Origin of the sequence: Thermus composti, assembly GCF_014647535.1 — a bacterium.
GTDB lineage: Bacteria > Deinococcota > Deinococci > Deinococcales > Thermaceae > Thermus > Thermus composti.
The window spans coordinates 56983-81110 of the sequence record NZ_BMPJ01000002.1; the positions used below are offsets into that span (position 1 = coordinate 56983).

At 68.4% G+C, this 24128-nt stretch carries 24 protein-coding genes; 12 read left to right on the forward strand and 12 right to left on the reverse strand.

What is annotated here, in order from left to right:
* Nucleotides 1-256: 256 nt before the first annotated feature.
* Together IEX93_RS01085 and IEX93_RS01090 are read left to right on the forward strand one after the other, a co-directional pair.
* On the forward strand, nucleotides 257-565 hold the full coding sequence (locus IEX93_RS01085; RefSeq protein ID WP_188845552.1) for a ComEA family DNA-binding protein: 309 nt from the start codon (nucleotides 257-259) through the stop codon (nucleotides 563-565).
* Nucleotides 562-2586, forward strand: coding sequence for a DNA internalization-related competence protein ComEC/Rec2 (locus IEX93_RS01090; RefSeq protein ID WP_188845554.1), 2025 nt, complete (start codon nucleotides 562-564; stop codon nucleotides 2584-2586). Before IEX93_RS01085 ends, IEX93_RS01090 begins: the two co-directional genes overlap by 4 nt.
* Here the strand turns inward: IEX93_RS01090 and IEX93_RS01095 are convergent.
* Genes IEX93_RS01095 through mnmG form a run of 4 tightly spaced genes read right to left on the reverse strand, consistent with a single transcriptional unit; the run spans nucleotide 2574 to nucleotide 6777 of the window.
* Entirely contained in the window at nucleotides 2574-3380 is an 807-nt protein-coding gene (locus IEX93_RS01095; protein WP_188845556.1) for a ParB/RepB/Spo0J family partition protein, read from the reverse strand. The genes IEX93_RS01090 and IEX93_RS01095 overlap by 13 nt on opposite strands.
* Complete coding sequence (gene soj, locus IEX93_RS01100) at nucleotides 3364-4119, reverse strand: chromosome-partitioning ATPase Soj (protein ID WP_188845698.1); 756 nt, start codon at nucleotides 4117-4119, stop codon at nucleotides 3364-3366. The genes IEX93_RS01095 and soj overlap by 17 nt, the downstream gene beginning before the upstream one ends.
* Nucleotides 4106-4852 carry a 16S rRNA (guanine(527)-N(7))-methyltransferase RsmG gene (gene rsmG / locus IEX93_RS01105; RefSeq protein WP_188845558.1) on the reverse strand — a complete coding sequence of 249 codons (747 nt, stop codon included), beginning with the start codon at nucleotides 4850-4852 and terminating at the stop codon, nucleotides 4106-4108. Before rsmG ends, soj begins: the two co-directional genes overlap by 14 nt.
* On the reverse strand, nucleotides 4852-6777 hold the full coding sequence (gene mnmG / locus IEX93_RS01110; protein ID WP_308789418.1) for a tRNA uridine-5-carboxymethylaminomethyl(34) synthesis enzyme MnmG: 1926 nt from the start codon (nucleotides 6775-6777) through the stop codon (nucleotides 4852-4854). The genes rsmG and mnmG overlap by 1 nt, the downstream gene beginning before the upstream one ends.
* Between mnmG and dnaA the strand changes: the two genes are divergently transcribed.
* From dnaA to pyk, 4 genes are all read left to right on the forward strand, one after another.
* Nucleotides 6706-8019: a chromosomal replication initiator protein DnaA gene (dnaA, locus tag IEX93_RS01115; protein ID WP_188845561.1), complete on the forward strand. Its 1314-nt coding sequence runs from the start codon at nucleotides 6706-6708 to the stop codon at nucleotides 8017-8019. The genes mnmG and dnaA overlap by 72 nt on opposite strands.
* A gap of 304 nt (nucleotides 8020-8323) precedes the next feature.
* A complete protein-coding gene (gene dnaN / locus IEX93_RS01120; protein WP_188845563.1) occupies nucleotides 8324-9442 on the forward strand; it encodes a DNA polymerase III subunit beta in 1119 nt (372 codons plus the stop codon).
* 44 nt (nucleotides 9443-9486) lie between these two features.
* Entirely contained in the window at nucleotides 9487-10755 is a 1269-nt protein-coding gene (eno, locus tag IEX93_RS01125) for a phosphopyruvate hydratase (RefSeq protein ID WP_188845565.1), read from the forward strand.
* Nucleotides 10742-12166 carry a pyruvate kinase gene (pyk, locus tag IEX93_RS01130; RefSeq protein ID WP_188845567.1) on the forward strand — a complete coding sequence of 475 codons (1425 nt, stop codon included), beginning with the start codon at nucleotides 10742-10744 and terminating at the stop codon, nucleotides 12164-12166. Before eno ends, pyk begins: the two co-directional genes overlap by 14 nt.
* Nucleotides 12167-12295: 129 nt before the next feature.
* Here pyk and IEX93_RS01135 read toward each other — a convergent pair whose 3' ends face one another.
* Genes IEX93_RS01135 through IEX93_RS01155 form a run of 5 tightly spaced genes read right to left on the reverse strand, consistent with a single transcriptional unit; the run spans nucleotide 12296 to nucleotide 17073 of the window.
* Nucleotides 12296-13276: a hypothetical protein gene (locus IEX93_RS01135; RefSeq protein WP_188845569.1), complete on the reverse strand. Its 981-nt coding sequence runs from the start codon at nucleotides 13274-13276 to the stop codon at nucleotides 12296-12298.
* Nucleotides 13273-13887, reverse strand: a complete 615-nt coding sequence (locus IEX93_RS01140; RefSeq protein WP_188845571.1) for an MBL fold metallo-hydrolase — start codon at nucleotides 13885-13887, stop codon at nucleotides 13273-13275. The genes IEX93_RS01135 and IEX93_RS01140 overlap by 4 nt, the downstream gene beginning before the upstream one ends.
* Complete coding sequence (gene dxs, locus IEX93_RS01145) at nucleotides 13874-15721, reverse strand: 1-deoxy-D-xylulose-5-phosphate synthase (protein WP_188845573.1); 1848 nt, start codon at nucleotides 15719-15721, stop codon at nucleotides 13874-13876. Before dxs ends, IEX93_RS01140 begins: the two co-directional genes overlap by 14 nt.
* A 7-nt stretch (nucleotides 15722-15728) precedes the next feature.
* The gene (locus tag IEX93_RS01150; protein ID WP_188845575.1) at nucleotides 15729-16373 is read right to left on the reverse strand and encodes a hypothetical protein; all 645 of its coding nucleotides are present in this window, start codon (nucleotides 16371-16373) and stop codon (nucleotides 15729-15731) included.
* 43 nt (nucleotides 16374-16416) lie between these two features.
* A complete protein-coding gene (locus IEX93_RS01155; protein WP_188845577.1) occupies nucleotides 16417-17073 on the reverse strand; it encodes a PspA/IM30 family protein in 657 nt (218 codons plus the stop codon).
* A 62-nt stretch (nucleotides 17074-17135) separates the two neighbouring features.
* Between IEX93_RS01155 and IEX93_RS01160 the strand changes: the two genes are divergently transcribed.
* Together IEX93_RS01160 and IEX93_RS01165 are read left to right on the forward strand one after the other, a co-directional pair.
* Nucleotides 17136-17924 (forward strand): hypothetical protein, encoded by a 789-nt coding sequence (locus tag IEX93_RS01160; protein WP_188845579.1) that lies wholly within the window; start codon nucleotides 17136-17138, stop codon nucleotides 17922-17924.
* The gene (locus tag IEX93_RS01165) at nucleotides 17921-18565 is read left to right on the forward strand and encodes an outer membrane lipoprotein carrier protein LolA (protein ID WP_188845581.1); all 645 of its coding nucleotides are present in this window, start codon (nucleotides 17921-17923) and stop codon (nucleotides 18563-18565) included. The genes IEX93_RS01160 and IEX93_RS01165 overlap by 4 nt, the downstream gene beginning before the upstream one ends.
* Here IEX93_RS01165 and cysK read toward each other — a convergent pair.
* A complete protein-coding gene (gene cysK, locus IEX93_RS01170) occupies nucleotides 18562-19476 on the reverse strand; it encodes a cysteine synthase A (RefSeq protein ID WP_188845583.1) in 915 nt (304 codons plus the stop codon). The two genes, IEX93_RS01165 and cysK, sit on opposite strands and share 4 nt — an antisense overlap.
* Nucleotides 19477-19566: 90 nt before the next feature.
* On the opposite strand from cysK, the gene IEX93_RS01175 reads away from it, so the two are divergent.
* From IEX93_RS01175 to surE, 3 genes are all read left to right on the forward strand, one after another.
* Nucleotides 19567-20034: an FKBP-type peptidyl-prolyl cis-trans isomerase gene (locus IEX93_RS01175; protein ID WP_188845585.1), complete on the forward strand. Its 468-nt coding sequence runs from the start codon at nucleotides 19567-19569 to the stop codon at nucleotides 20032-20034.
* Between the two features lie 113 nt (nucleotides 20035-20147).
* Nucleotides 20148-20354, forward strand: a complete 207-nt coding sequence (locus IEX93_RS01180; protein ID WP_188845587.1) for a cold-shock protein — start codon at nucleotides 20148-20150, stop codon at nucleotides 20352-20354.
* A gap of 55 nt (nucleotides 20355-20409) precedes the next feature.
* The gene (gene surE, locus IEX93_RS01185) at nucleotides 20410-21150 is read left to right on the forward strand and encodes a 5'/3'-nucleotidase SurE (RefSeq protein WP_188845589.1); all 741 of its coding nucleotides are present in this window, start codon (nucleotides 20410-20412) and stop codon (nucleotides 21148-21150) included.
* On the opposite strand, the gene IEX93_RS01190 is transcribed toward surE, so the two are convergent.
* Both IEX93_RS01190 and IEX93_RS01195 read right to left on the reverse strand, forming a co-directional pair.
* On the reverse strand, nucleotides 21107-21919 hold the full coding sequence (locus IEX93_RS01190; protein ID WP_188845591.1) for a (R)-S-adenosyl-L-methionine hydrolase: 813 nt from the start codon (nucleotides 21917-21919) through the stop codon (nucleotides 21107-21109). The two genes, surE and IEX93_RS01190, sit on opposite strands and share 44 nt — an antisense overlap.
* Nucleotides 21919-23346: a tetratricopeptide repeat protein gene (locus IEX93_RS01195; protein WP_229906067.1), complete on the reverse strand. Its 1428-nt coding sequence runs from the start codon at nucleotides 23344-23346 to the stop codon at nucleotides 21919-21921. Before IEX93_RS01195 ends, IEX93_RS01190 begins: the two co-directional genes overlap by 1 nt.
* An 83-nt stretch (nucleotides 23347-23429) precedes the next feature.
* On the opposite strand from IEX93_RS01195, the gene IEX93_RS01200 reads away from it, so the two are divergent.
* Nucleotides 23430-24128 (forward strand): tetratricopeptide repeat protein, encoded by a 699-nt coding sequence (locus tag IEX93_RS01200; RefSeq protein WP_188845700.1) that lies wholly within the window; start codon nucleotides 23430-23432, stop codon nucleotides 24126-24128.

Consider the following 24128-nt stretch of genomic DNA (forward strand, 5'->3'; position numbering starts at 1 on the left):
CCAAGCCCCCCCAGGACTCGGTGGAACTCGCCCCCGAACCCCCCGAGCCGCCCCCGCCTCCCGCAGAACCCCCGAGGGCCCAAACCCAAGAAACCCCTGGGCTCACCCCCAAGAGGCGCCCTTTGGCCCTTCCCCTCAAGCTCCTCGCCCTCCTCACCCTGGGGTACACGGGGGCCTTCGTGGCCTTGAACCCCGGGGCGGACCCCTGGGTCCTCGGGGGGGTGGTCCTGGGCGGGATCGGCCTGGCCTTGACGGAGTGGTCCTTGGCTACCTCCTCCTCGTAGCCCTTCTCGGGGTCCTCGCCCTCTGGCCCAAGGTCTTCCCCAAGCCCCTCGAGGTGGAGGTCCTGGCCCTGGAGGCCCCCCTTCCCCGCCCCCCCGACCCCGAGCCCATAAGCCTGAACGCGGCGAGCCTGGAGGAGCTGGAGGCCCTCCCGGGCATCGGCCCGGTCCTCGCCCGGAGGATCGTGGAGGGAAGGCCCTACACCCGGGTGGAGGACCTCCTCGAGGTCCCGGGGATCGGCCCCGCCACCCTGGAAAGGCTCCGCCCCCTGGTCCGGCCATGAGACCCCCCCTGGGCTTAGGGCTTGGCCTCGGAGGGCTCCTTGGGGCCCTTTCCCTCCTTCACCCCTGGGCCCTCCTCGCCCTCCTCCCCTTTGGGCTTTGGCTCCGGCTTCCCGCCCTCCTGGGGGCCCTTTGCGTCCTGGCCCGGGGCCTCCTCTGGCCCGTGCCGGAACCCCCCTACGGGGCGCGGGTGGAAGGGGTCTTCGCCGTGCGCCAGGGGTTTTTGGTCTGGGAGGGGCACCGGCTCTTCGCGGCCCACTATCCCCCTTTGGAAGACGGGGTCTACCGCCTCCGGGGCCACATCGCCCCGCCCCAAGGGAGGCGGAACCCCGGGGGGTTTGACCAGAAGGCCTGGCTCCTCTCCCTAGGGGTGCGGGGGGTGTTTCACGTGGAACACCGGGAGGCCCTATCCCCTCTCGAGGACCCCCGGAGGCCCTTTAGGGAACGGCTCCGGCAGGGCCTTTCCCCGCCCGTGGCGGAGCTTTTAGAGGGCCTCGTCCTGGGGGACAAGGCGGGCCTCGAGGAGGCCTACAGCGGGTTCCAAAAGGCGGGCCTGGCCCACCTCCTGGCCCTTTCCGGGCTCCACGTAGGCCTTTTGGTGGGGGCCTTCCTTCTCCTCCCCCTGGGCCGCTTCCGCTACCTCCTGGCCCTGGGGGTCCTCCCCCTCTACCTCTGGCTCGCCGGGCCAAGCCCCTCCCTCCTCCGGGCAAGCCTCATGGCGGGCCTCTCCCTTTTGGGCCTCCTCTTAGGCTTAGGAAGCGCCGGGGTCCTCCAGGCCCTGGGCCTCGCCCTTTTCCTGCAACTCCTCCTCAACCCCCACGCCCTCTTAAGCCTCGGGTTCCAGCTTTCCCACCTGGCGGTCCTGGGCCTGGCCCTCTTCCTTTCCCCCCTGCCCAGGCCCAGGGGCCTCAAGGGGCACCTCCTCCTGGGCCTGGCCACCCCCCTGGCCGCCCAAGCCCCCCTGGTCCCCCTTCTCCTCGCCCGCTTCGGCTTCTTTCCCCTCCTTTCCCCTCTCGCCAACCTCCTGGCCCTGCCCCTGGTGGCCCTCCTCCTACCCCTAGGCCTCGCCAAGCTCCTCCTGGGCGGGGTTCTGGCAGGCCCCGTGGAAGCCCTAGGCCAGGCCCTCCTACGCCTCGCCCAATTGGGCGCGCAAGGCCCCCTCCTCCGCCTGGGGGAGCCCACCCCCCTGGGTTTCGCCCTCTACTACCTGGCCCTTCTTCCCCCTCTCCTCGCCCTCCACCGCAAGCTCCCCTGGCGGCGCGCCCTCCTCCTCGCCTCCTTGCCCGCCCTGGTGAGCCTCCTCGCCGCCCGGCCCAAGCCCCTGGACCTCTACCTCCTGGACGTGGGCCAGGGGCACGCCCTCCTGGCCCGCCTGGGCGGGGCCGAGGTCTTAGTGGACGGGGGGCGGCCCGAGCAAGGGGAAAAGGTGCTCCGGGCCCTAAAGGCCTTGGGGGTGGAGGCCCTCGAGGTCCTGGTGGCCACCCATCCCGACGCCGACCACGTGGGAGGGCTTCTTTCCGTGGTGGCCGAGGTGCCCATCGGCCTCGCCCTCCTCTCCCCCGCCTTCCCCCAGGACCATCCCTTGGTCCAGGCCCTGCGGGCCAAGGGGGTGCCCGTCCTCTACCCGGGGGCGGGCAGCCGCTTCCGGGTAGGCCGGGGCGAGGTCCGGGTCCTCTGGCCCCGCCACCTTTCCGGCGAGGACAACCGGGACGGCCTCGCCCTCCTCCTGGACTTCGGCCGGGGAAAGGCCCTCCTCCTCGCCGACCTGCCCCAGGCGGTGGAGGCCCAACTTCACCCAGGAAGGGTGGAAGCCATCCAGATAAGCCATCACGGCGCCCGCACGGGCACCTCGGAAACCCTTTTGGAAAGGGCCAGGCCCCAGGTGGCCCTCATCGGCGTGGGGAAAAACCCCTACGGCCACCCCCACCCCGAGGTCCTAAAGCGCCTGGAGGCCAGGGGGATCCGGGTCCTGCGCACGGACCGGGTGGGAGCGATCCGGGTGGCCTTCGGCTACGCCTGGTAACCGAGCCGCTCCAGAAGGGCCTGAAGCTCCTCGGGGGAGCGGTAGTGGATCACCACCCTGCCCCGGGCCTCCCCCACCACCCGCACGGGCAGGCCCAGGTGGCGGGAAAGGGCCTCGGAAAGAGGGGAAGGCTCCCTTTCCCGTTTCCGCCCGGGAAGCCGCTCCTTCAGGGCCTCCGCCTGGCGCACGGAAAGCCCTTTCTCCAGGATCTCCCGAAGCCCCCAGAGCCGGTCCTCGGGCTCCAGCATGAGGAGGGCCCGGGCGTGCCCGGCGGTGATGGCCCCGGCCTCCAGGGCCTCCTGGACCTCGAGGGGAAGCTGGAGGAGCCTTAAGGCGTTGGCCACCGTGGAGCGGGCCTTCCCCACCCGCTTGGCCACCTCCTCCTGGGTGAGGCCCATCTCCAAAAGGGCCTGGTAGCCCCGGGCCTCCTCCAGGGGGGAGAGGTCCTCCCGCTGAAGGTTCTCCACCAAGGCCAGCTCCAGCGCCTCCCGGTCGCTTAAGTCCCGGACCAAGGCCGGCACCTCCTGAAGCCCCGCCATCTGGGCGGCGCGGTACCGCCTTTCCCCGGCCACGAGCTCGTACCCCTCGCCCTTGGGGCGCACCAAAAGGGGCTGGAGGAGGCCCTTTTCCCGGATGGACTGGGCGAGCTCCTCCAAGGCCTCGGGGGAGAACCTTTTGCGGGGCTGGTGGGGGTTCGGCCTGATGGCGGCGAGGGGGAGGCGCACCACCCCCCCAGGCGTCTTGGGCAGGAGGGCGTCCAGGCCCTTCCCGAGCCCGCTAGGCTTCTTGGACACGGGCGATCACCTCCTCGGCCAGGCGGCGGTAGGCGTGGGCCCCGGGGGAGGTGGGGGCGTGCTGGGCGATGGTGCGCCCGAAGCCCGGGGCCTCGGCCAGGCGCACGTTCCTGGGAATCACCGTCCAGAAGACCTTCTCCCCGAAGTGGGCCCTCAGCTCGGCCTCCACCTGCTGGGAAAGGAGGGTGCGGCCGTCGTACATGGTGATGAGGATGCCGAGAAGCCTCAAGGCGGGGTTGAGCCGGGCGCGCACCTCCTCCAGGGTGGCAAGGAGCCCCGCCACCCCCTCGAGGCCGTAGTACTCCGCCTGCACCGGCACCACCACCCCCTGGGCGGCGGCCAGGGCGTTCAGGGTAAGGGGGGAGAGGCTTGGGGGCACGTCCAGGAGGGTGAAGTCGTAGGCCTCGTCCCTCAGGGCCTCCCGCAGGGCCAGGGGGGCCTCGGCCAGCTCCACCGTGGCCCCCACCAGGTCGGGGGTGGCGGGAAGAAGGTGGAAGCCGTCCACCTCCAAGACAAGCCCCTCCAAGGCCTCCCCCTGGAGGAGGTGGTAAACCCCCCTTTCCGCCCGCACCCCGAGGCCGCCCGTGGCGTTGGCCTGGGGGTCTAGGTCCACCAGGAGGACCCGCTTGCCCAGGCGGGCCAGGTAGGCGGCCAGGTTCACGGCGGTGGTGGTCTTGCCCACGCCCCCCTTCTGGTTCACCAAGGCGATGCGCCGCACCTCGCCCTTAGCATAAGGGATGCTTGGCTGGGACCCCGGCCCTACGGGGAAAGCGCCCAGGGGTAGGCGCCCCCTTCTCCAGCACCACCAGGCTCCGCCCCTCCCCCAGGAAGGGGAGGGCGAGGGCGCGGACCTCCGCAAGCCTCCCCCCGAGGAGGGCAAGGGCCTGGGGCAGGGAGGCCAGCTCCTCCTCCGCCCGGGGCCCCTTTAGGGCCACCATCCTTCCCCCCAAGGCCAAAAAGGGGAGGGATAGTTCCGCCAGAACGCAAAGGGGGGCCACCGCCCGGGCCACCACCCGGTGGTAGGCCTCCCGGTGCTCAGGAAGGCGGGCCACCTCCTCCGCCCGGCCCCAAAGGGCCTTCGCCCCCTTAAGCCCCAGGGCCTCAATGGCCTGGGCCACAAAATCCACCTTCTTCCGGGTGGCGTCCAGAAGGGTGATCTCCAGCTCGGGGCGCACGATCTTCAGGGGCAAGCCGGGAAACCCCGCCCCCGTGCCCAGGTCCAAAACCCGCCAAGGCCCGTCCCAAAGAGGCAGGGCGAGGAGGGTGAGGGAGTCCAGGAAGTGCTTGACCACCACCTCCTCCTCGGTGCGCAAGGCGGTGAGGTTCACCCGGCGGTTGGCCTCCATCAAGAGCCCGTAGAGGCGGGAAAAGGCGGGGAGGTGGGGGGAGAGGTCCAGGCCCAAGGCTCTTCCCCCTTCCAGGAGGAGGCGCTCCCCTTCGGGGCTCAAGCCCCCCTGTTTCCCGTGAAACATCAGGCCCGCCTCCGCAGGTGGACCAGAAGGGCGGTGAGGTCCGAGTCCCGGATCCCCGGCACCCGGGCCGCCTCGGCCACGGTGCGGGGGCGGAGGCGGGAAAGCTTCTCCACCGCCTCCCGGGAAAGCCCGGGGACCTTGGGGTAGTCCAGGCCCTCGGGGATGCGGAAGGCCTCCAGGTCCTTGAGCTTTTCCCGAAGCTTCTCCTGCCGCTCAATGTACCCGGCGTACTTGGCCCGCACCTCCACCTGGTAGGCCTCCTCGGGGGAGAGGGGCACGGGCGGGGGGAAGCGCTCGGCCAGGGCCTGGTAGGTGTTCTCGGGGCGCCGGAGCCACTGGAGGCCGGAGACCCCCTCCACCCTTAGGGCCTCGAGGCGCCTAAGCTCCTCCGCCACCCTGCGGTACTTGGCCTCCACCCGCTCTAGGTCCTCCTTGGGCCTTAAGCCCCAGGCCACCGCCAAGGGGACGAGGCGCTCGTCGGCGTTGTCCGCCCGGCAGAGGAGGCGGAGTTCCACCCTCGAGGTCATCATCCGGTAGGGCTCGTCGGTGCCCCGGCCCACCAGGTCGTCCACCAGAACCCCGATGTAGCCGCTTTCCCGGGGGAGGTGGACCTCGGGAAGCCCCAAGGCGAAGCGGGCGGCGTTGAGCCCCGCCAGCACCCCTTGGGCCGCCGCCTCCTCGTAGCCGGAGGTGCCGTTCACCTGCCCGGCGCTAAACAGCCCGGGAAGGAAGCGGGACTGGAGGCCCCGGGTGAGCTCGGTGGGGTCCAGGCTGTCGTACTCCACGGCGTAGGCGTAGCGCTGGATCACCGCCCGCTCAAAGCCGGGGAGGGAGCGCACCATCCTCTCCTGGAGCTCCGGGGGTAGGCTTGAGGAAAAGCCCTGGAGGTAGACCTCGCTGGTGGCAAGCCCGTCCGGCTCCACGAAGAGGAGGTGGCTCTCCTTGTCGGCGAAGCGCACCACCTTGTCCTCTATGGAGGGGCAGTACCGGGGCCCGATGCCCTGGATGTCCCCGGCGTAGAGGGGGGAGAGGTGGAGGTTCTCCCGGATGAGGCGGTGGGTCTCCTCCGTGGTCCGGGTCTGCCAGGTGGGAAGCCTCGTGGCGTAGGGCCCCGGGTTTCCCGTGAAACTCCCGGGGGGCACCTCGGGGGGGACCACCTCCAGCCCACCAAAGTCCACGCTGTCCGCGCGGATCCTGGGAGGGGTCCCGGTCTTGAAGCGCCTCAGGGTGTGCCCCACCGCCTTAAGGCTTTGGGAGAGGAAGCGGGCCGGGGGCTCCCCCTGGCGCCCGGCGGGGCGGCTTTTCCTTCCGTACCAGACCATCCCGGAAAGGAAGGTCCCCCCCGCCACCACCACCGCCTTGGCGGGGATCGTCCGCCCGTCCACGGTGCGCACCCCCACGAGCCTTCCCCCCTCCACGAGGATAGCCGTCACCTCGCCCCTTAGCACCTCTACAGGCCTCTCCGAAAGGATCTCCTGGGCCTTTAGAGCGTAGAGGTCCCGGTCCACCTGGACCCTCAGGCTTTGCACCGCAGGCCCCTTGGACCGGTTAAGAACGCGGGTGTGGATGGCGGCGGCGTCCGCCGCCCGGCCCATGAGGCCGCCCAGGGCCACTACCTCCGCTACGAGCTGGCTCTTCCCCGGCCCCCCCACGGCGGGGTTGCAGGGCATCATGCCGATCCTCTCCGGGTTCACGGTGACGAGGGCCACCTTGACCCCAAGGGCTGCCGCCGCCCAGGCGGCCTCGAGGCCCGCATGGCCCCCGCCCACCACCACCACGTCGTACCCCATCCCACCCCTTACTCTACCCGAGGGGGTGGCGTAGAATGTTCCCCTGGAACGTAGGGGGTAGCCTTGACCCACGAGGCCGTATGGCACCACGTCCTGGAGCACATCCGCCGCAACATCACCGAGGTGGAGTACCACACCTGGTTTGAGAGGATCCGCCCCCTCGGGATCCGGGACGGGGTCTTGGAGCTCGCCGTGCCCACCTCCTTCGCCCTGGACTGGATCCGGAAGCACTACGCCGAGCTCATCCAGGAAGCCCTAAGCCTTCTCGGGGCCCAAGCCCCCCGGTTTGAGCTCAAGGTGGTCCCGGGAACCGCCGTCCAGGAGGACATCTTCCACGCCTCGGCCAAGCAGGAGGCGGAAAAACCCAAGCTCAACCCCAAGTACACCTTTGAGAACTTCGTGGTGGGCCCCAACAACTCCATGGCCCACGCCGCCGCCGTGGCCGTGGCCGAGTCCCCGGGCCGGGCCTACAACCCCCTTTTCATCTACGGGGGGGTGGGCCTCGGCAAAACCCACCTCATGCACGCCGTGGGCCATTCCGTGGCCAAGCGCTTCCCTCACCTCAAGATTGAGTACGTCTCCACGGAGACCTTCACCAACGAGCTCATCAACGCCATCCGGGAGGACCGGATGGCGGAGTTCCGGGAGCGCTACCGCTCCGTGGACCTCCTCCTGGTGGACGATATCCAGTTCATCGCCGGCAAGGAGCGCACCCAGGAGGAGTTCTTCCACACCTTCAACGCCCTCTACGAGGCGCACAAGCAGATCATCCTCTCCTCGGACCGGCCCCCCAAGGATATCCCCACCCTCGAGGCCCGCCTCCGGAGCCGCTTTGAGTGGGGGCTCATCACCGACATCCAGCCCCCCGACCTGGAAACCCGCATCGCCATCCTGAAGATGAACGCCGAGCAGCGGGGCCTAAGGATCAGCGAGGAGGTCTTGGAATACATCGCCCGGCAGGTCACCTCCAACATCCGTGAGTTGGAAGGGGCCCTCATGCGCACCATCGCCTACGCCTCCCTAAACGGCGTGGAGCTCACCAAGCAGGTGGCGGCCAAGGCCCTTTCCGAGATCTTCGCCGCCCGGGAGGTGGCGGTGGAGCCCGAGGAGATCATCCGCAAGGTGGCGGAGCGCTACGGCCTCCGCCCCGAGGACCTCACGGGAGGAGGGCGGCGCAAGGAGGTGGTCCTGCCCCGGCAGATCGCCATGTTCCTGGTGCGGGAGCTCACCCGGGCCTCCCTCCCGGAGATCGGCCAGCTCTTCGGCGGGCGGGACCACACCACCGTGCTCTACGCCATCCAGAAGATCCAGGAGCTTGCGGAGAGCGACCGGGAGGTGCAAAAGGTCCTTCGGGCGCTCCGGGAGGAGCTGGCATGAGGCCTGTGGATAACCTGTGGATAACCCTGTGGAAAACCCGGCCCAACCTGTGGATAACCCTGGGGAAAACCTGTGGAAAACTACCCCCCTACCGAGGCCTGTGGATAACCCGCCGGTTTTCCACACCTTATCCACAAGAAAGGTCCGGTTATCCACAGGTTTTATCCACAGGCTCTTTTCCGTCCAGGAGGGCTTTTTCCCCCCTTTATCCACATTTCCACAGGCCCTACTACTACGACTACGGAGCTTTTAAAAGTTTTAAAAAGACCTTAGTAGTAGCAGTAAAAAGGAGGCGAGCTTAAAGATGAGCGTGATCCTGAATAAAGGCCAGTTGTCGGAGGTCCTTCCCCTTCTGGAGCGAGTGGTGCCCTCTAGAAGCGCCAACCCCCTTTACACTCATCTAGGCCTTAGCCTTTCCCCCAAGGGTCTTGTCCTTTTCGGGAGCAACGGAGAGGTGGACCTGGAGGTCCGCCTAGAGGCTGAGGTCCAAGATGAAGGCCGTTTCCTGGTTCCCGCCCAGCCCTTCTTCCAACTGGTGCGGAGCCTCCCGGGCGAGGTGGTGGAGCTCTCCTTGGGGCGGGAGTTGGAGCTCGCCTCCGGCGCTTTCCGCACCCGTCTCGCCCTGGCCCCGGAGGAAGGGTACCCCGAGCTTCTTTTCCCCGAGCCGGGAAGCCCCTCGGAGGCCTACCCCTTGTTGGCGCCCCTTGGGGCGGAGGACCTCCTTAAGGCCTTCACCCACGTGCGCTACGCCGCCAGCAACGAGGAGTACCGGGCCATCTTCCGGGGGGTCCAGCTGGAGTTCTCCGAGGCCCGCCTGCGGGCGGTGGCCTCGGACGGGTACCGCCTGGCCCTCTATGACCTGGAAAGGCCCCAGCCCTTTGCCAAAAAGGCGGTGGTGCCCGCAAGGAGCGTGGACGAGATCGTGCGGGTTCTAAAAGGGCTTGACCCGGGGGATGTGGAGCTCGCCCTAGGACCCGCCACCCTGGGGCTCGTGGTGCCCTTCGCCGGGGGGGTTCTCCGCATGGCGGTGAAGCTCATGGAGGGGGAGTTCCCCGACTACGAGCGGGTCATCCCCAAGGAGTTTCCCTTGCGGGCCACCCTCGAGGTGGAACCCTTCCGGGAGGCCTTGAAGCGGGTGAGCGTCCTGGCGGACCGGCAGAACCACCGGGTGGACCTCCTCTTCCAGGAGGGCAAGGTCCTCCTCTCGGCGGAAGGGGACTACGGCAAGGGGCAGGAGGAGCTGCCCGTGGCCCTGGAAGGGTCCCCCTTGGCCGTGGCCTACAACGCCCGCTACCTTCTAGAGGCCCTCTCCCCCCTCTCGGGCCAGGCGGTGCTCTACCTTTCCGGGGCTGCAAGCCCAAGCCTGGTCCGCCCCTTGGAAGGGGAGGGGTACCAGGCGGTGGTGGTGCCCCTTAGGGTGTAAGCTAAGGGGCAGATGGCGCTGAAGCGTTTCCAATAGGAGGGTGTATGACCACGATTGTCGCCGTGACCGCAAGAGAGGTTCTGGACTCCAGGGGGTTCCCCACGGTGGAGGCCGAGGTGGAGCTGGAGGGGGGCGCCAGGGGCCGGGCCATGGTGCCCTCCGGGGCTTCCACGGGGACCCACGAGGCCTTGGAGCTTCGGGACGGGGGCAGGCGCTACCTGGGCAAGGGGGTGCGCCGGGCGGTGGAGAACATCCTGGAGCGCATCGCCCCCGAGCTCATCGGCATGGACGCCCTGGACCAGGAGGGGGTGGACCGGGCCATGCTGGCGCTGGACGGCACCCCCAACAAGGCCAACCTGGGGGCGAACGCCATCCTCGCCGTCTCTCTGGCCGTGGCCCGGGCGGCGGCGGAGGCTTTGGGGCTTCCTCTTTACCGGTACCTGGGGGGGGTCCAGGGGGTGGTCCTACCCGTCCCCCTCATGAACGTCATCAACGGGGGGAAGCACGCCGACAACCGGGTGGACTTCCAGGAGTTCATGCTGGTGCCCGCCGGGGCGGAGCGCTTTTCCGAGGCCTTGAGGATGGGGGCCGAGGTCTTCCACACCCTAAAAGGGGTCCTCAAGGAAAAGGGCTACAGCACCAACGTGGGGGACGAGGGGGGCTTCGCCCCGGACCTAAGGAGCAACGAGGAGGCGGTGGAGCTTTTGCTCCTCGCCATTGAGCGGGCGGGGTACACGCCGGGCAAGGAGGTCTCCTTGGCCCTGGACCCGGCGGCGAGCGAGCTCTACCGGGAGGGGAGGTACCACCTGGAGGGGGAGGGCAAGGTCCTCTCCTCCGAGGAGATGGTGGCCTTCTGGGAGGCCTGGGTGGAAAAGTACCCCATCCTCTCCATTGAGGACGGCCTCGCCGAGGACGACTGGGAGGGGTGGCGCCTCCTCACCGAGCGCCTGGGGAAGAAGGTACAGCTCGTGGGGGACGACCTCTTCGTCACCAACCCCGAGCGCCTCCGGATGGGCATAGAGCGGGGCGTGGCCAACGCCATCCTGGTCAAGGTGAACCAGATCGGGACCCTCTCGGAGACCCTCGAGGCCATCCGCCTGGCCCAGCGCTCGGGGTACAAGGCGGTGATCAGCCACCGCTCCGGGGAGACGGAGGACAGCTTCATCGCCGACCTCGCCGTGGCGGTGAACGCCGGCCAGATCAAGACCGGCTCCCTCTCCCGCTCCGACCGCCTGGCCAAGTACAACCAGCTTCTGCGCATTGAGGAGGCCCTGGGCGGGGCGGCCCGGTACCTTGGCTATGGGGCCTTTTAAGCGCACCAAGATCGTGGCCACCCTGGGGCCCGCCTCCAGCACCAAGGAGACCATCCGGGCCCTGGCGGAGGCGGGGGCCGACGTCTTCCGCCTCAACTTCAGCCACGGCACCCCCGAGGAGCACCGGGAGCGGGTGGCCTTGGTGCGGGAGGTGGAGGCGGAGCTGGGCAAGACCCTAAGCGTCCTTCAGGACTTGCAAGGCCCCAAGATCCGCATCGGCCGCTTCCAGGGGGGCCGGGTGGAGCTTAAGGCGGGCCAGGCCTTCGTCCTCACCCGCGAGCCCGTGGAGGGGGATGCCCACAGGGTCTCCCTCACCTACCCCAACCTCCCGGAGGACGTGAGCCCGGGCCAAATCCTCCTTTTGGACGACGGCAAGATCCGCCTGCGGGTGGAGCGGGTCCAGGGCGGGGAGATCCACACCCGGGTGGAGGTGGGGGGGGTTCTCTCGGACCACAAGGGGATCAACGTCCCCGGGGCGGACCTCTCCATCCCCGCCCTCTCGGAGAAGGACATCCAGGACCTGGCCCTGGGGGCCGAGCTTGGGGTGGACTGGGTGGCGGTCTCCTTCGTGCGCACCCGGGACGACCTCCTTCTCGCCCGCCACTACCTTTCCCGCTACGGTTCCCGGGCCAAGCTCATGGCCAAGATTGAGAAGCCCTCGGCGGTGGCCCGCTTTGAGGAGATCCTCGAGGAGGCCGACGGCATCATGGTGGCCCGGGGGGACCTGGGGGTGGAGATGCCCCTGGAGGAGGTGCCCATCGTGCAAAAGCGCCTCATCCTCCGGTGCATCGCCGCGGGGAAGCCGGTGATCACCGCCACCCAGATGCTGGAGTCCATGGTGCAAAACCCGAGCCCCACCCGGGCCGAGGCCTCCGACGTGGCCAACGCCATCTTTGACGGCACCGACGCGGTGATGCTCTCCGCGGAGACCGCCGCCGGGGCCTACCCCGTGGAGGCGGTGGCCATGATGAGCAGGATCGCCAGGGCGGTGGAGTCCTCCCCGGAGTTCTTGCAGAAGCTCAACGTCCTCCGGCCCGCCCCCACCCCCACCACCCAGGACGCCATCGCCCAGGCAGCGGACGACATCGTGGAGGCGGTGGGGGCGAGGGCCATCGTGGTCTTCACCGCCACCGGGGGCTCGGCCCGGCGCATCGCCCGCACGCGGCCCCAGGTGCCCATCCTGGCCCTCACCCCGAACCCCGAGGTGAAGCGGCAGCTGGCCTTGGTCTGGGGGGTCTTGCCCCACCTGGCCCCCGACCCCCAGGACACCGACGACATGGTGCGCATCGCCCTCCGGGAGGTCAAGGCCTTAGGCCTCGCCCAGGTGGGGGAGCGGGTGGTGATCGCCGCCGGGGTGCCCTTCGGCGTCCGGGGGACCACCAACCTGATCCGGGTGGAGCGGGTGAGTTAAGCGCTCCGTGTTGCGCCGCCCGGCCACTTAAAACCCAGGGCCCCTAGGGGCCCTGGTGGGAGGGAGTTGCGTCCGGCTTAGCCCTTAGGGTAGGGAAGGAAGGCCCTAAAGTCCAGGGGCGTTTGTCCCTCAGCGGGGGAGGGTGAGGCGGTAGGTGAGGGTGAGGGTTGCCCCGGGGTTCAGGCGGCCTTCAAAGCGGTAGCCCTCGGGCAGGAGGGTGGCGCCCGGGAAGTCCAGGCGGAAGGGCTTGGGGAAGGCCTCCTCCAGGAGGAGGACGATGGGGTAGGGGTAGGGGTTTTCCAGGCGGGTTTCCACCCGGTAGGTGGCCTCCTTCTCCTCCTGGGAGAGAAGGCTTACCGCGCGCGTTAGCCTGGCCTTGAGGTCCCGGCCAAGCCAGACCTCGGCCACCTGGCCCTCGGGGGTGGCGGGAAGGAAGGCCTGGCCCAGGAAAAGCCCTTCCTCCACCACCTCGAGGCTCCCTGGGGCCAGGGGAAAGGGCGCTGGGAAACGGTAGCCCCGCTCCAAGGGGAGCACGGGCCCGGGGCGGAAGGCCCCCCGGTAGCGGAGGAGGCGCTCGGGGGCTAGGACCGCCTTCTGGAAGGGCACCTCGGTGGTCCCGGGAAGGAGCCTTCTTGGGGCTAGCTCGTAGCGGAAGAGGCCGTAGGGGTTTTCCGTGGGCCCTTCCAGGGCCTTGAGGGCCACGCCGAAAGCCTCCGGTGCCCGCACCTCCCCCACCAGGAGGGTGAGGCGTTTGGGGGAAAGGGCCTCTCCCTCCAGCCTGAGCCGGGCCCAGGCCCAAAGCCGTCCCTCCTCCAGGGTGTAGAAGACCTCCCCGGTAAGGCCGGTGTAGAGGTAGCGGAGCCAGGCCTCCCCTTCCCCCCGGTAGCGGAAGAGGACGGCGCCCCCTTGGTAAAGCCGTTCCTCCTCCTCCACCCCGAGGAGCCTGAGGGAGCCCGGGACGATGCGGGCGAGCTTCTCCCCGGCCAGATAGACCCAGGTGGAGGGGGGAAGGTGGACGGGCTCCTTCACCTCGGCGAACCCGGGGTAGACCACCACCTCCTGGGCCAAGGCCCCAAGTCCGAGCCAAAGGAGGGCGAGGGCTTTTCTCATACCCCCATTCTACGGGCCAGGGCCTCCACCTCGGCCCGGCTTAGGGGGCCCCCGTGGCCCAGGTAGACCCTTTCCGCCCCCAGCTCCAGGATCTTCCGCACCGTCCTTTGGGCCAGGGCGTGGTCCTCGTTGATGAACCTTGGGGGAAGGCCCTTTCCCCTTAAGGCGTCCCCGGCCAGGAGGAGGCCTTCCCGGAAAAGCCCCACCTGGCCCAAGGTGTGCCCCGGGAGGTGGACCACCCGCCAGCCCGAGACCTCCATCCCCTCCTCCGCCGGCGCCAGGGCCTCCTTGGGGAGGGGCGGGGCCAGGTTGGCAAGCCGCCTCCCCAAAAGGGGGATGGGCAGGGGAGGGCGGGGCTTCTCCCCGGTGAGGTAGGGCCACTCCTGGGGGTGGGCCAGGACGGGAAGGCCGAAGCGCTCCCAAAGGGCCCTCGCCCCCCCGGCGTGGTCCAGGTGGTGGTGGGTGAGGAAGAGGAGCCTGGGGGGCTCTTGGAGGAGGGAAAGGAGCTTCCTTGCCTCCCAGGGGAGCCCGGCGTCCACCAGGAAGTAGCCTTCCTCCAGGGGGACGCGGTAGAGGTTGGCGGCGAAGGGGAGGACCTCAGGCCCGTTCATGGATGGGAACCAGGCCCATTTCCGCCAGGGCCTGGCGGATCCCTTGGGCGTCAATGCCCGCCTGGCGGTGGAGGCCCGGGATGGGGCCGTGCTCAAAGAAGCGGTCGGGAAGGCCGAGGATCCGGACTTCGGGTTTCAGGCCCAGTTCGTTTAGGGCCTCCAGCACGGCGCTCCCGAAGCCGCCCATCTTCTGGTGGTCCTCCACGGTGAGGAGCTTGTAGCGGGCAAGCGCCCTCAGCATCTCCCGGTCCAGGGGCTTGAGGAAGCGGGCGTTCACCACCCCCACCCTGGGGTCGTCCCCGGCGGCCTCGAGGGCGTACCTTAGCGTCTTGCCAAAGGCCAGGATGTAGGCCTCGGTGCCCTCCTTCAAGACCTCCCACTTGCCCCAGGGGATCTCGGGCCAGGCGCCTTCCGGGGCCCGCTCCACGTTGTCCCTGGGGTAGCGGATGGCGATGGGGCCGCCAAGCTCCAGGGCCTTTTTCAGCATGGCCCTTAGCTCCAGGGCGTCCTTGGGGGCGGCGATCTGGAGGTTAGGGATGGTGCGCAGGTAGGCGATGTCAAAGACCCCGTGGTGGGTGGCCCCGTCCGCCCCCACGATCCCCGCCCGGTCAACGGCGAAGACCACGGGGAGGTTTTCTATGGCCACGTCGTGGATCACCTGGTCGTAGGCCCGTTGCAGGAAGGTGGAGTAGATGGCCACGATGGGCTTCATCCCCCGTAGCGCAAGCCCCGCCGCCGTGGTCACCGCCACGTCCTCGCAGATCCCCACGTCCAGGTAGCGCTCCGGGTGCTCCAGGGAGTAGCGCACCAGGCCCGAGCCCTCCCGCATGGCGGGGGTGATCACGAAAAGCCGGGGCTCCAGGTGGGCGAGCTCCGTGACGGCGTCGCCAAAGGCCTGGCTCCAGGTGTAGCCCTTGGAGACCTTCTCCGGCTTCTTGGGGTCAAAGCCCGGGGGGCCGTGCCAGTAGATGGGGTCGGCCTCGGCCACCTTGTAGCCCTTTCCCTTCTTCGTGACCACGTGGAGGAGGGTGGGGCCTTCCAGGGCCTTTAGGTGTTCCAGGATGTGGATCAGGGTTTTGAGGTCATGCCCGTCCACCGGGCCCACGTAGCGGATGCCCCAGGCGTAGAAGGGGTTTTCCTGGTGCAAAAGGAGCTTCGCCGCCTCCTTGGCCCGGTCCACGAGGCCGAAGAGCTGGGGGGAGATCCGCTCCAGGATCTGCTTGCCCAGCTTCTCGGCGTCCTGGACCCACTTCCTGATCTGGAGCTCCTTGAAGTACTTGTTGAGGGCCCCCACGTTCTCGGAGATGCTCATCTCGTTGTCGTTGAGGACGATGAGCATCCGCTTCTGGAGCTCCCCGATCTTGTTGAGGGCGGCGAGGGCCATCCCCCCCGTCAGGGCCCCGTCCCCGATCACCGCCACCACGTGGTAGTCCTCCCCCTTGAGGTCCCGGGCGAGGGCCATCCCCAAGGCGTTGGCCAAGGAGGTGGAGGCGTGGCCTGCGGTGATGGCGTCGTGGGGGGACTCGGAGACCTTGGTGAAGCCCGAGATCCCCCCTTCCTGCCTTAGGGTGTGGAAGCGGTCCTTGCGGCCCGTGATGAGCTTGTGGGCGTAGGCCTGGTGGCCCACGTCAAAGAGGATCCGATCCCTTGGGGAGTCAAAGACCCGGTGCAAGGCCAGGATGAGCTCCACCGCCCCCAAGGAGCTCGCCAGGTGGCCGCCGTTTTGCGCCGTGACCCGGATGATCTCGCTGCGGATCTCCTCGGCCAGGGCCTGGAGTTCCTCGAGGCTTAGGCCCTTGAGGTCCTCGGGACTGTTCACCCTTTCCAGAACCATACCCACCTCACCGGAAGTTGCGGTCCACAAGAAGCCTTCCCTCCCGGGTCCGCACCTCCCCCACCCGGGGGGCGAACCAGACCTCGTAAAGGGTCTCTCCCTTCTCGTCTCGGTAGCGTTGCTGGATACGGAAGACCCGGAAGGTGCCGGCGGGCACCCGCACTTCCTTGGTCTCCAGCACCTCAAAGGCGTAGGCCAGCCGCCCCGAGACCAGGGGCTTTTCCCCTTGGGGGGTGAGGAGGGTGACCTGGACCTGGCTTTCCCCACCCCAGCGGTACCCCGGGGCGAGGAGCCCCTCCGGGGGGTACTCGGGGATGGCCGGGGCGAAGACCACCCGGGCCGAGGGATCCTCAAAGCCCAGGAGACGCACGCCAAAGCCCCCCACCTCCCGGTAGTAGAGGCGGTTCTCCCCCCGGCCCAGGCTGCGGAACCGGATGACCTCCTTTCCTTGGAAGAAGGCGGGGCCCTCCACCCGGACCCGGTAGGGGGGGTTGGAGAGGGGCTCGCCTTCCGGGAGGTAGACCCATTCAAGCCCCGTGGCCACCGGGTAGAAGGCCTCCACCTGGAGTTCGGGCCGCGCCGGCGGGGCCTGGGTCACCTGGGGGGCGCAAGCGGTGGCGAGGAGGGCGAGGGCCATGAGGTACCGCTTCATGCTAGGCAGTTTACCCCTGGCCCACTGGGCTATGGCCCACACTCTATTGGCCCAGCTCCCGCTTCAGGCGCAAAAGCTCCTCCTCCACCTCTTTGTCTCCCGAAAGGGCGGCAAGCTCCGCCTCCAGGTCCTTCTCTAGCTCCTTCATGGCCTCGAGGCGGTCCTCTTGCGCCAGGATCCGGGCCTCCATCTCCTCAAAGGCCTCCAGGGCCGGGTGGGGGTCTAGGCGGGACTCCATCCGCCGCACCGCCTCGGCGGCCTCCACCCCCTTCTTCCGGGCGAGGAGGAGTTTCCTCCGGGCCTCGGCCTCGTCTATCTTGGCCTCCAGGGCCTTGAGCTGGGTCATGAGGCGCTCGGTGAGCGCTTTCTGCTCGGAAAGCTGGGCCTTGAAGCCCTCCGCCAGGTCCAAGGCTCGCTTCCGCCGTTTTAGCGCCTCCCGGGCCAGGTCCTCGCGGCCCGCCTTCAGGGCCTCCTTGGCCTTTTCCTCCCAAAGGGCGGCCTCCTTCTCGTGGCTTTCCACCTCCCTTTCCAGGCGCTTGCCCTCGGCCAGGGCCTCTGCTGTCCTCTCCCGGGCCTCCTTGAGGGCCTCCTTCATGTCCAAAAGGGCCTGCTCCAGGATCTTCTCCGGGTCCTCGGCCCGGCGCAAAAGCTCGTTCAGGTTAGCCCGGATCAGGCGTCCGATGCGGTCTAAGAGGGTCATGGTATGGCCTCCAGGTCCAGTATGCCATAGCCCTCGAAGCGGCTTGGCGGTAAGGTGGCCTTATGGGCCGGTTCCTTTGGCTGGGGATCCTCCTGGGCCTTTCCCTGGCCCAGGGGCGGTTGGAGGCGGGGGTGTACGGGGACCCTTCGGGGCCGGTTTTCGCCATGGAATTGGGCCTTTCCTTGGAAGAGGGTGAGGTTTTCGCCCGCCTGGCTCCCCCTCGAGGCGCCCTGGGCTATTCAGGAAGCCTTTCCCTGGGGCCCTTGGGCTTCTTGGCCTTCGGCCGCCAGGCGGAGCTGGGGGAGGGGGGCTTGGGCGGGGTGGTCTACGGGGAAGGGGGGGTGGGGCCCGTGGCCCTGGAGGGACGGCTCGGCTACCGGCCCCAGGCGGCCCCGCCCCTCTTTCCCGAGGCGGGAGGGTTTGGGCGGCTTGCCCTCCGCTACCGCCTGGCCCCCAAGGAGGTGGTGGGCCTGGCCTTGGCCTACCGCACCCCACTAGGGCCTTCTTCCAGCCTCCAGCCCGGCTTTCCCCCATGGCTTCTTGAGGGAAGCTACGCCCTGCGGGAGGAGGCCACCTACACCCTGGGGGCGGGCCTCGCCCCGAGGCCCTACGCCCTTTTGGGCTGGAAGGGGGAGGTGGGGGAGGAGGGGGAGGTCTTGGACCTTCTCCTCCGCCTCGGGGGGCTAAACCGCCTCGAGGCCGGCCTTTACTTAGGGGAGGCTAGCCTTTTCCTCACCCTCGCCTACCCGTGGGCGGGTAGCGTGGAGGCGTGGCTTGGGGACCTGGGCCTGGAAATGGGGTACGAAGGCGCCCCTTACGCCTGGGTCCGCTACGCCTGGAGGTGGCCATGAGAAGGCTGGTGATGGTTTTGGGTTTTGTGGCGTGGCTCTCCTTGGGCCTGGCGCAGTCGGTGCAGGAGATCCTGGACCGGGTGGAGAAGAACCTCTCCACCCCCTGGCAGGCCACGGTCCAAGGCCGGATCCAAGGCCCCGCCGGGGAGGAGGAGCTCCTCGCCCGGGTCTACGCCCTGCCCCAGGCCCGGCTCTTCCGGGTGGAGTTTTTGAAGCCGGGCTCCTTGGAGGGGAACTTCACGGTGATCACCGAGAAGGAGGTCTGGAACTACCTCTACCTCACCAACCAGCTGGTCATAAGCCCCAAGGAAAAGGCCCAGGTCCAAGGCCTGGGCTTTAGCCCCCAGGGCCTTGGGGATATCCGCTCCCTTGCCAAGTGGGTGAGCCTTCGCCTCGAGGGGGAGGTGCGCCTCCCCGAGGGGGTGGCCTGGAAGCTTTCGGGCCAGGCCAAGGAGGGCCAGGGCTTCGCCCGGATGGAGCTTTACGTCCTCAAGGCGGACCCCAGGCCCCTTCGCTTCCTCTTCCTGGACGAGGGGGGGAAGGTCCTGGCCGACCTCAAGGTGGTGGAGTTCAAGCGGGCCAACCTGACGGAAGCCCGGCTCAAGCGCTACCCCAAGGACGCCCAGGTGGTGCGCCGCTAGCCCTCGGCGTAAAGGGGGGTGGAGAGGTACTTCCAGCCGCCGTCGGGGCTGATGCAGGCCACCCGCTTGCCGGGGCCGAGCGCTTTGGCCACCTGGAGCGCCGCCCAGACGATTCCCCCGGAGCTCATCCCCAGGAAAAGCCCCTCCTCCCGGGCAAGCCTTCGGGCCAGGGGAAAGGCGTCCTCCTCCCAGACCTGGATCACCCCGTCCAAAAGGCTTAGGTCCAGGTTCTCGGGGATGAAGCCCGGGCCCATGCCCTGGAACTGGTGCTGGCCCATCTTCCCCCCGGAGAGGACGTTGGAGCGGGCGGGCTCCACGGCGAAGACCTTCACGTGGGGGATCCTTTCCTTGAGGTAGCGCCCCACCCCGGTGATCGTCCCCCCGGTGCCCGAGCCGTAGACGAAGGCGTCTACGCGGCCTTCCAGGGCCTCGTAGAGCTCGGGGCCCGTGGTCTCGTAGTGGGCCCGCACGTTGGCGGGGTTGGCGAACTGGTCCGGCATGAAGGCCCCAAGCTCCTCCTTAAGCCTTAGCGCCTCTTCCCTGGCCGCAAGCATCCGCCTCTCCGGGTCCGTGAGGACGAGCTCGGCGCCAAAGGCCTTAAGGACCCGCTTCCTCTCCTCGGACATCTGGGCGGGCATGGTGAGGATGAGGCGGTAGCCCCGGCTTGCGGCGATCATGGCGAGGCCGATGCCGGTGTTGCCGCTCGTGGGCTCCACGATCACCTGCCCCGAGCCGGGCCTTAGGAGGCCCCTTTCTTCCGCGTCCTTGATCATGTACCAGGCGGGGCGGTCCTTGATGGAGCCCCCGGGGTTAAGCCCCTCCAGCTTGACCCAGACCTCGGCCATGCCCGGCTCCACCACCTTGGTGAGCCGGACCACCGGGGTTTTGCCGATCACTTGCTCCACCCGCATACCCCCACTATAGGGGGGTTGGGGCTTTTCTTCCTCCCTGGGTTTTGGTACCCTAAACTTTGCAAGCCCCAAGCTTGCGGAAGGGTAGACATGAAGGTTGGACAGGACAAGGTAGTCACCATCCGCTACACCCTCCAGGTGGAGGGGGAGGTTTTGGACCAAGGGGAGCTCGCCTACTTGCACGGCCACGGCAACCTGATCCGGGGCCTCGAGGAGGAGCTTGAAGGCCGGGAGGAGGGGGAGGTCTTCCAGGCCCACGTGCCCGCGGAGAAGGCCTACGGCCCCCACGACCCCGAGGGGGTGCAGGTGGTGCCCCTCGCCGCCTTCCCCGAGGACGCCGAGGTGGTGCCGGGGGCCCAGTTCTACGCCCAGGACATGGAGGGGAACCCCATGCCCCTCACGGTGGTGGAGGTCCAGGGGGAGGAGGTCACCGTTGACTTCAACCACCCCTTGGCCGGGAAGGACCTGGACTTCCAGGTGGAGGTGGTGCGGGTCCGGGAGGCCACGCCGGAAGAACTCCTCCACGGCCACGTGCACGAGGGCGGCCACGCCCACTAATCCCCTAGGGCCTTGCCCCCCCTGGTTAAGGGGGGGCTTGACTTTTTTTAGAGGGCGTGGGATAGTGGGGAGTCCCGGGAAAGCCAAGTGGGTTTTCGGGATGAAGGAGAAGCATGAAGAAGGGTACCGTCAAGTGGTTTAACGCGGAAAAAGGCTACGGGTTCATCCAGCAGGAAGAGGGTCCGGACGTGTTCGTGCACTTCACGGCCATTGAGGCCGAGGGCTTCCGCACCCTGAACGAGGGGGAGCGGGTGGAGTTTGAGGTGGAGCCCGGCCGGAACGGCAAGGGCCCCCAGGCCAAGAAGGTCCACCGCCTCTAAAGGCTGGCTTTCAGGGGAGCCCCGGAAGGGGCTCCTTTTGCTTTAGGCTTAGGGCATGCGCATCCTGGTCACCAACGACGACGGCATCTTCTCCCCGGGGATCAAGGCCTTGGGGCTTGCCATGCGGGCTTTGGGCGAGGTCTACGTGGTGGCCCCCGACGTGGAGCAGTCGGCGGTGGGGCACGGCATCACCGTGCGCCGCCCCTTGCGCTTCAAGCACACGGCCAGCGCCGGCTTCGGGGAGATCCCCGCCTACCGGGTGGACGGCACCCCGGCGGACTGCGTGGTCTTGGGGGTGCACCTCTTGGGGCGGCCGGACCTTTTGGTCTCGGGGATCAACATCGGGGTGAACCTGGGGCTGGACCTCACCCACTCGGGCACCGTGGCCGCCGCCCTGGAGGGGACCTCCCTGGGCATCCCCTCCCTGGCCTTCAGCCTGGACACCTCGGGGGAGGAGCTGGACTTCGCCGAGGCCGCCCGCCTGGCGGTGGACCTGGCCCGGCGGGTGGCGGAAAGGGGGCTTCCCCAGGGAATTCTGTTGAACGTGAACTTCCCTGCGGGCCGGCCCAAGGGAGTGCGGGTGACCCGGCTTTCCACCCACCGCATTGAGGACCGGGTGGTGGAGCGCCTGGACCCCGAGGGCAAGCCCTACTACTGGATCGCCGGCACCCCCGTGGGGGAGGAAGAGGAGGGCACGGACCTTTGGGCGGTGCGCCAGGGGTACGTCTCCATCACCCCTGTGAGCCTGGACTTCACCGCCCGGGAGTTTCTGGAGGAGCTTCGCTCTTGGTTTTGAGGCGCACGGGGAGGCCCTCTTTTAGGCCCAGGGCCTCCCGGGCGTTTCCCTGGTTCAGGGCGATCTCCAAAAGCCCGGCGCTTCCCCGGTAGGCCACCGCCTCCCCCACCCCCACCTCCCCGAAGGTGCGGCGGATGGGGACTTCCCGCCCCGCCACCGCCACCACCCCGCCCAAAGGGGCTTCCAGGAGGGTGGTGATGGCGTTGCCGAAGCGGTCAAAGGTGAGGATCTCCCCTTCGGGCCCAGGGCTTAAGCGGAGGGAAAGGCGGACGAGGTCCTGGGGGGGGATTTCCGGCCCCAGGGCCTCCGGGGGAAGGCCCAGGGCCAGGTGGGCGGCGGCGGGGGCGAAGCGGTCGCGGCCGTGGAAGGTGGCCTCCCCAGGCCGCCAGCCGGGAAGGGGCCCGATGCCCTGGGGCCCAGGCGGAGCCACCCGTTCCAGGAGGAAGGCCCTTTGGGGGGGGTCTAAGAGCCAGGCCAGGGTGAAGAGGCCGTTGTCCGGCCCCACGTAGAAGCGCTTGCCCCAGGCGGCGATGGCCCGCCTCCCGGTCCCCACCCCGGGGTCCACCACCGCCAGGACCACGCTTTCCTCGGGCAGATAAGGCACCGCCTCAAAGAGGGCGTAGGCCGCCCGGCGCAGGTCCTGGGGGGGGAGGGCGTGGGCCAGGTCCACCACCTTGGTCCCGGGGGCCTTCTGCCCGAGGACCGCCTTCACCACCCCCACGTAGGGGTCCTCGAGGCCGAAGTCCGAGAGAAAGAAGACGGGCCGCATCAGAACCTCCTCAACCAAGGGACCGGGAAGAGGGCGAGGACCACCCCCGCCACCACCCAGCCCGTGGCCATCCCCAAGACGCTTCCCGCCCGCTCCTTGGCCCAAAGAAGCCCCGCCCCCAGGAGGAGGAGAAGGAGGGTGGGGCCGGGGACCGCCAGGGCGAAGAGGAGGGCGGCCAGGGCCGGGGCCAGGTCCCGGTACCGCTCCTTGTAGACCAAGGGCGCAAGCCCCCGGAAGAAGGGCTCCATGAGGGCGAGGCCCAGGAAGACCAGGAGATTTAGGGGCAGGGTGGAAAGCCCCAAAAAGGGCCTCAGGAGACCGTAGAGGAAGAGGCAAAGGAGGAGGGCGGGCCCCACCCAGAACCCCTCCACCCAGGTGCGCCCGTCCCCTAAAAGCCCGGGAAGGCGCCGCCTCTGCCCCAGGAGGAGGGCGGTGAAGAGGGCGAGGCCGTAGACCAGGTAGAAGCTGGGAAGGACTTGGTCCTGCTGGTAAGGGGTGAAAAGGGCCAGGGCGTTGGCGAAGAGGGCTTTCCCCAGGAAGAGGGCGAAGGCCAGGGCCAGGAAAAGGCTTAGGAGAAGGTAAAGGTAGAGGCTTCCCGGGCCGGGCAGGGGATCTTCCACCACCTCCACCGTGCGCAGGGGCTCAATGCGGCTTTCCCCCAGGAGGACCAGGCCCAAAAAGACCAGAAAGGTCAGAAGCCAAGGCCAGGTCCTTTCCAGAAAGCGGCCGGGAAGGTTCTCCACCTGGGCTAGCTGGGAAAGGGCGGCGCTTCCCCGGGCCAGGTCCCCTTGCCCCAGGTAGGCCAGGGTGAGGGTGCGTAGGGCTTCCTTGCGTCCTTCTGGAGGGAGGACGGGAAGGAGGCTTTCCAGAAGGGAGATGGCCTCCCCGGGCCTTCCCGAAAGGAAGAGGAGCCTTCCCTCCATGAGGCGCTCTTCCGGCGTGGAGCCCAAGAAGGCGAGCCCCTCCTGGGGCTTTCCTAGGGCCAGGTAGAGGCGGGCCAGAAGGAGGCGGGCCTCGAGGGTGGGGGGAAGGCCTTGGGCCAGGGCCAGGGCCTCCTCGTAGCGCTTGAGGCCCTCTAGCGCCAGGGCTTTGAGGAGCCGGGCCTCGGGCCCTGAGGGGAGGTCTAGCTTAAGGACCTCCTCGGGGCGGCCTTTTAGGAGGAGAAGGCGGGCTTGGAGAAGGGGGGCTTCAGGGTCTTTCCCTAAGCGTTCCAGGAAGGCTTCGGCCTGCTTGGGGTCCTTTCCTTCCAGGGCGATGCGGGCGAGGAGGCGGAGGCTTGGGGCGTGGTTGGGATCGCTCACCAGGGCCAGCTCGCAGGTGGTCTGGGCGCTTTCTAGAGCGCCTTGCTGGTAGAAGCGAAGGCAGCGGAGGTAATAGGTTTGGGCCTCCTGGGCCGAGGCCAACGGGCCTCCGAGGAGGACACCCATTAGAAGAAGGATTATCCGGTTCATAGTGGCTTCCAGTTTACCCACTTGACCTTAGACTTGGTATAATCCTAGCGGTGAACCCCATGGGACGGTGGCTTTTGCTTTTGGTTGTGGGCATCGGCTGGGCTTGGGCGCAGGTTTCCCAGGTGGAAGCCCTTTTGGATGCGGGGCGCTTCCGGGAGGCCTACGAGCTGGGCTTGAAGCTTTCCACCCCCGAGGCCTTGGCCCTGGCCGCCAAGGCGGTCAGCTTCTACGCCATGTACGAGGCCAAGCCCGAGGAGAAGCGCGCCTGGTTTGAACGGGCGGAGAAGGCGGCTTCCCAGGCCATCGCCAAGGACCCGGACTACCCGGAGGGGTATTTTGAGCGGGCGAGGGCCTTGGGCCGGCTTTCCCAGTACAAGGGGATCCTCGAGGCCCTTACGGAAGGCCTTGCCCCCAGGATCCGGAACGACCTGGAAAAGACCCTGAAGCTCAAGCCGGACCACGCCGGGGCCATGGTGGCCCTGGCCCTTTGGCACTTTGAGCTGGTGCAGAAGGGCTGGCTGGTGGCCGCCACCCAAGGGGCCGACGGGGGGAAGGTGGAGCCCCTCATGAAGAAGGCCATTGAGCTGGAGCCCGAGGGGATCATCCACCGGGTGGAGTACGCCCGGGTCCTGGCCGCCTGGGGAAGAAAGGAGGAGGCCAGGCGGCAGCTGGAGACCGCCCTCTCCCTGCCCGCCCGGACCGCCGCCGACCGCTACGACCAGGAAAGGGCCCGCCAGGAGCTGGCGAAGCTTAAGTGA

What these genes read in the sequence shown, in the direction of transcription:
- IEX93_RS01090 (WP_188845554.1), top strand. Translation starts at nt 562, where the DNA reads ATGAGACCCCCCCTGGGCTTAGGGCTTGGCCTCGGAGGGCTCCTTGGG.
- rsmG (WP_188845558.1), bottom strand. Translation starts at nt 4,852, where the DNA reads ATGTTTCACGGGAAACAGGGGGGCTTGAGCCCCGAAGGGGAGCGCCTC.
- dnaN (WP_188845563.1), top strand. Translation starts at nt 8,324, where the DNA reads ATGAGCGTGATCCTGAATAAAGGCCAGTTGTCGGAGGTCCTTCCCCTT.
- eno (WP_188845565.1), top strand. Translation starts at nt 9,487, where the DNA reads ATGACCACGATTGTCGCCGTGACCGCAAGAGAGGTTCTGGACTCCAGG.
- pyk (WP_188845567.1), top strand. Translation starts at nt 10,742, where the DNA reads ATGGGGCCTTTTAAGCGCACCAAGATCGTGGCCACCCTGGGGCCCGCC.
- IEX93_RS01135 (WP_188845569.1), bottom strand. Translation starts at nt 13,276, where the DNA reads ATGAGAAAAGCCCTCGCCCTCCTTTGGCTCGGACTTGGGGCCTTGGCC.
- IEX93_RS01140 (WP_188845571.1), bottom strand. Translation starts at nt 13,887, where the DNA reads ATGAACGGGCCTGAGGTCCTCCCCTTCGCCGCCAACCTCTACCGCGTC.
- dxs (WP_188845573.1), bottom strand. Translation starts at nt 15,721, where the DNA reads ATGGTTCTGGAAAGGGTGAACAGTCCCGAGGACCTCAAGGGCCTAAGC.
- IEX93_RS01150 (WP_188845575.1), bottom strand. Translation starts at nt 16,373, where the DNA reads ATGAAGCGGTACCTCATGGCCCTCGCCCTCCTCGCCACCGCTTGCGCC.
- IEX93_RS01155 (WP_188845577.1), bottom strand. Translation starts at nt 17,073, where the DNA reads ATGACCCTCTTAGACCGCATCGGACGCCTGATCCGGGCTAACCTGAAC.
- IEX93_RS01160 (WP_188845579.1), top strand. Translation starts at nt 17,136, where the DNA reads ATGGGCCGGTTCCTTTGGCTGGGGATCCTCCTGGGCCTTTCCCTGGCC.
- IEX93_RS01165 (WP_188845581.1), top strand. Translation starts at nt 17,921, where the DNA reads ATGAGAAGGCTGGTGATGGTTTTGGGTTTTGTGGCGTGGCTCTCCTTG.
- cysK (WP_188845583.1), bottom strand. Translation starts at nt 19,476, where the DNA reads ATGCGGGTGGAGCAAGTGATCGGCAAAACCCCGGTGGTCCGGCTCACC.
- IEX93_RS01175 (WP_188845585.1), top strand. Translation starts at nt 19,567, where the DNA reads ATGAAGGTTGGACAGGACAAGGTAGTCACCATCCGCTACACCCTCCAG.
- IEX93_RS01180 (WP_188845587.1), top strand. Translation starts at nt 20,148, where the DNA reads ATGAAGAAGGGTACCGTCAAGTGGTTTAACGCGGAAAAAGGCTACGGG.
- surE (WP_188845589.1), top strand. Translation starts at nt 20,410, where the DNA reads ATGCGCATCCTGGTCACCAACGACGACGGCATCTTCTCCCCGGGGATC.
- IEX93_RS01190 (WP_188845591.1), bottom strand. Translation starts at nt 21,919, where the DNA reads ATGCGGCCCGTCTTCTTTCTCTCGGACTTCGGCCTCGAGGACCCCTAC.
- IEX93_RS01195 (WP_229906067.1), bottom strand. Translation starts at nt 23,346, where the DNA reads ATGGGTGTCCTCCTCGGAGGCCCGTTGGCCTCGGCCCAGGAGGCCCAA.
- IEX93_RS01200 (WP_188845700.1), top strand. Translation starts at nt 23,430, where the DNA reads ATGGGACGGTGGCTTTTGCTTTTGGTTGTGGGCATCGGCTGGGCTTGG.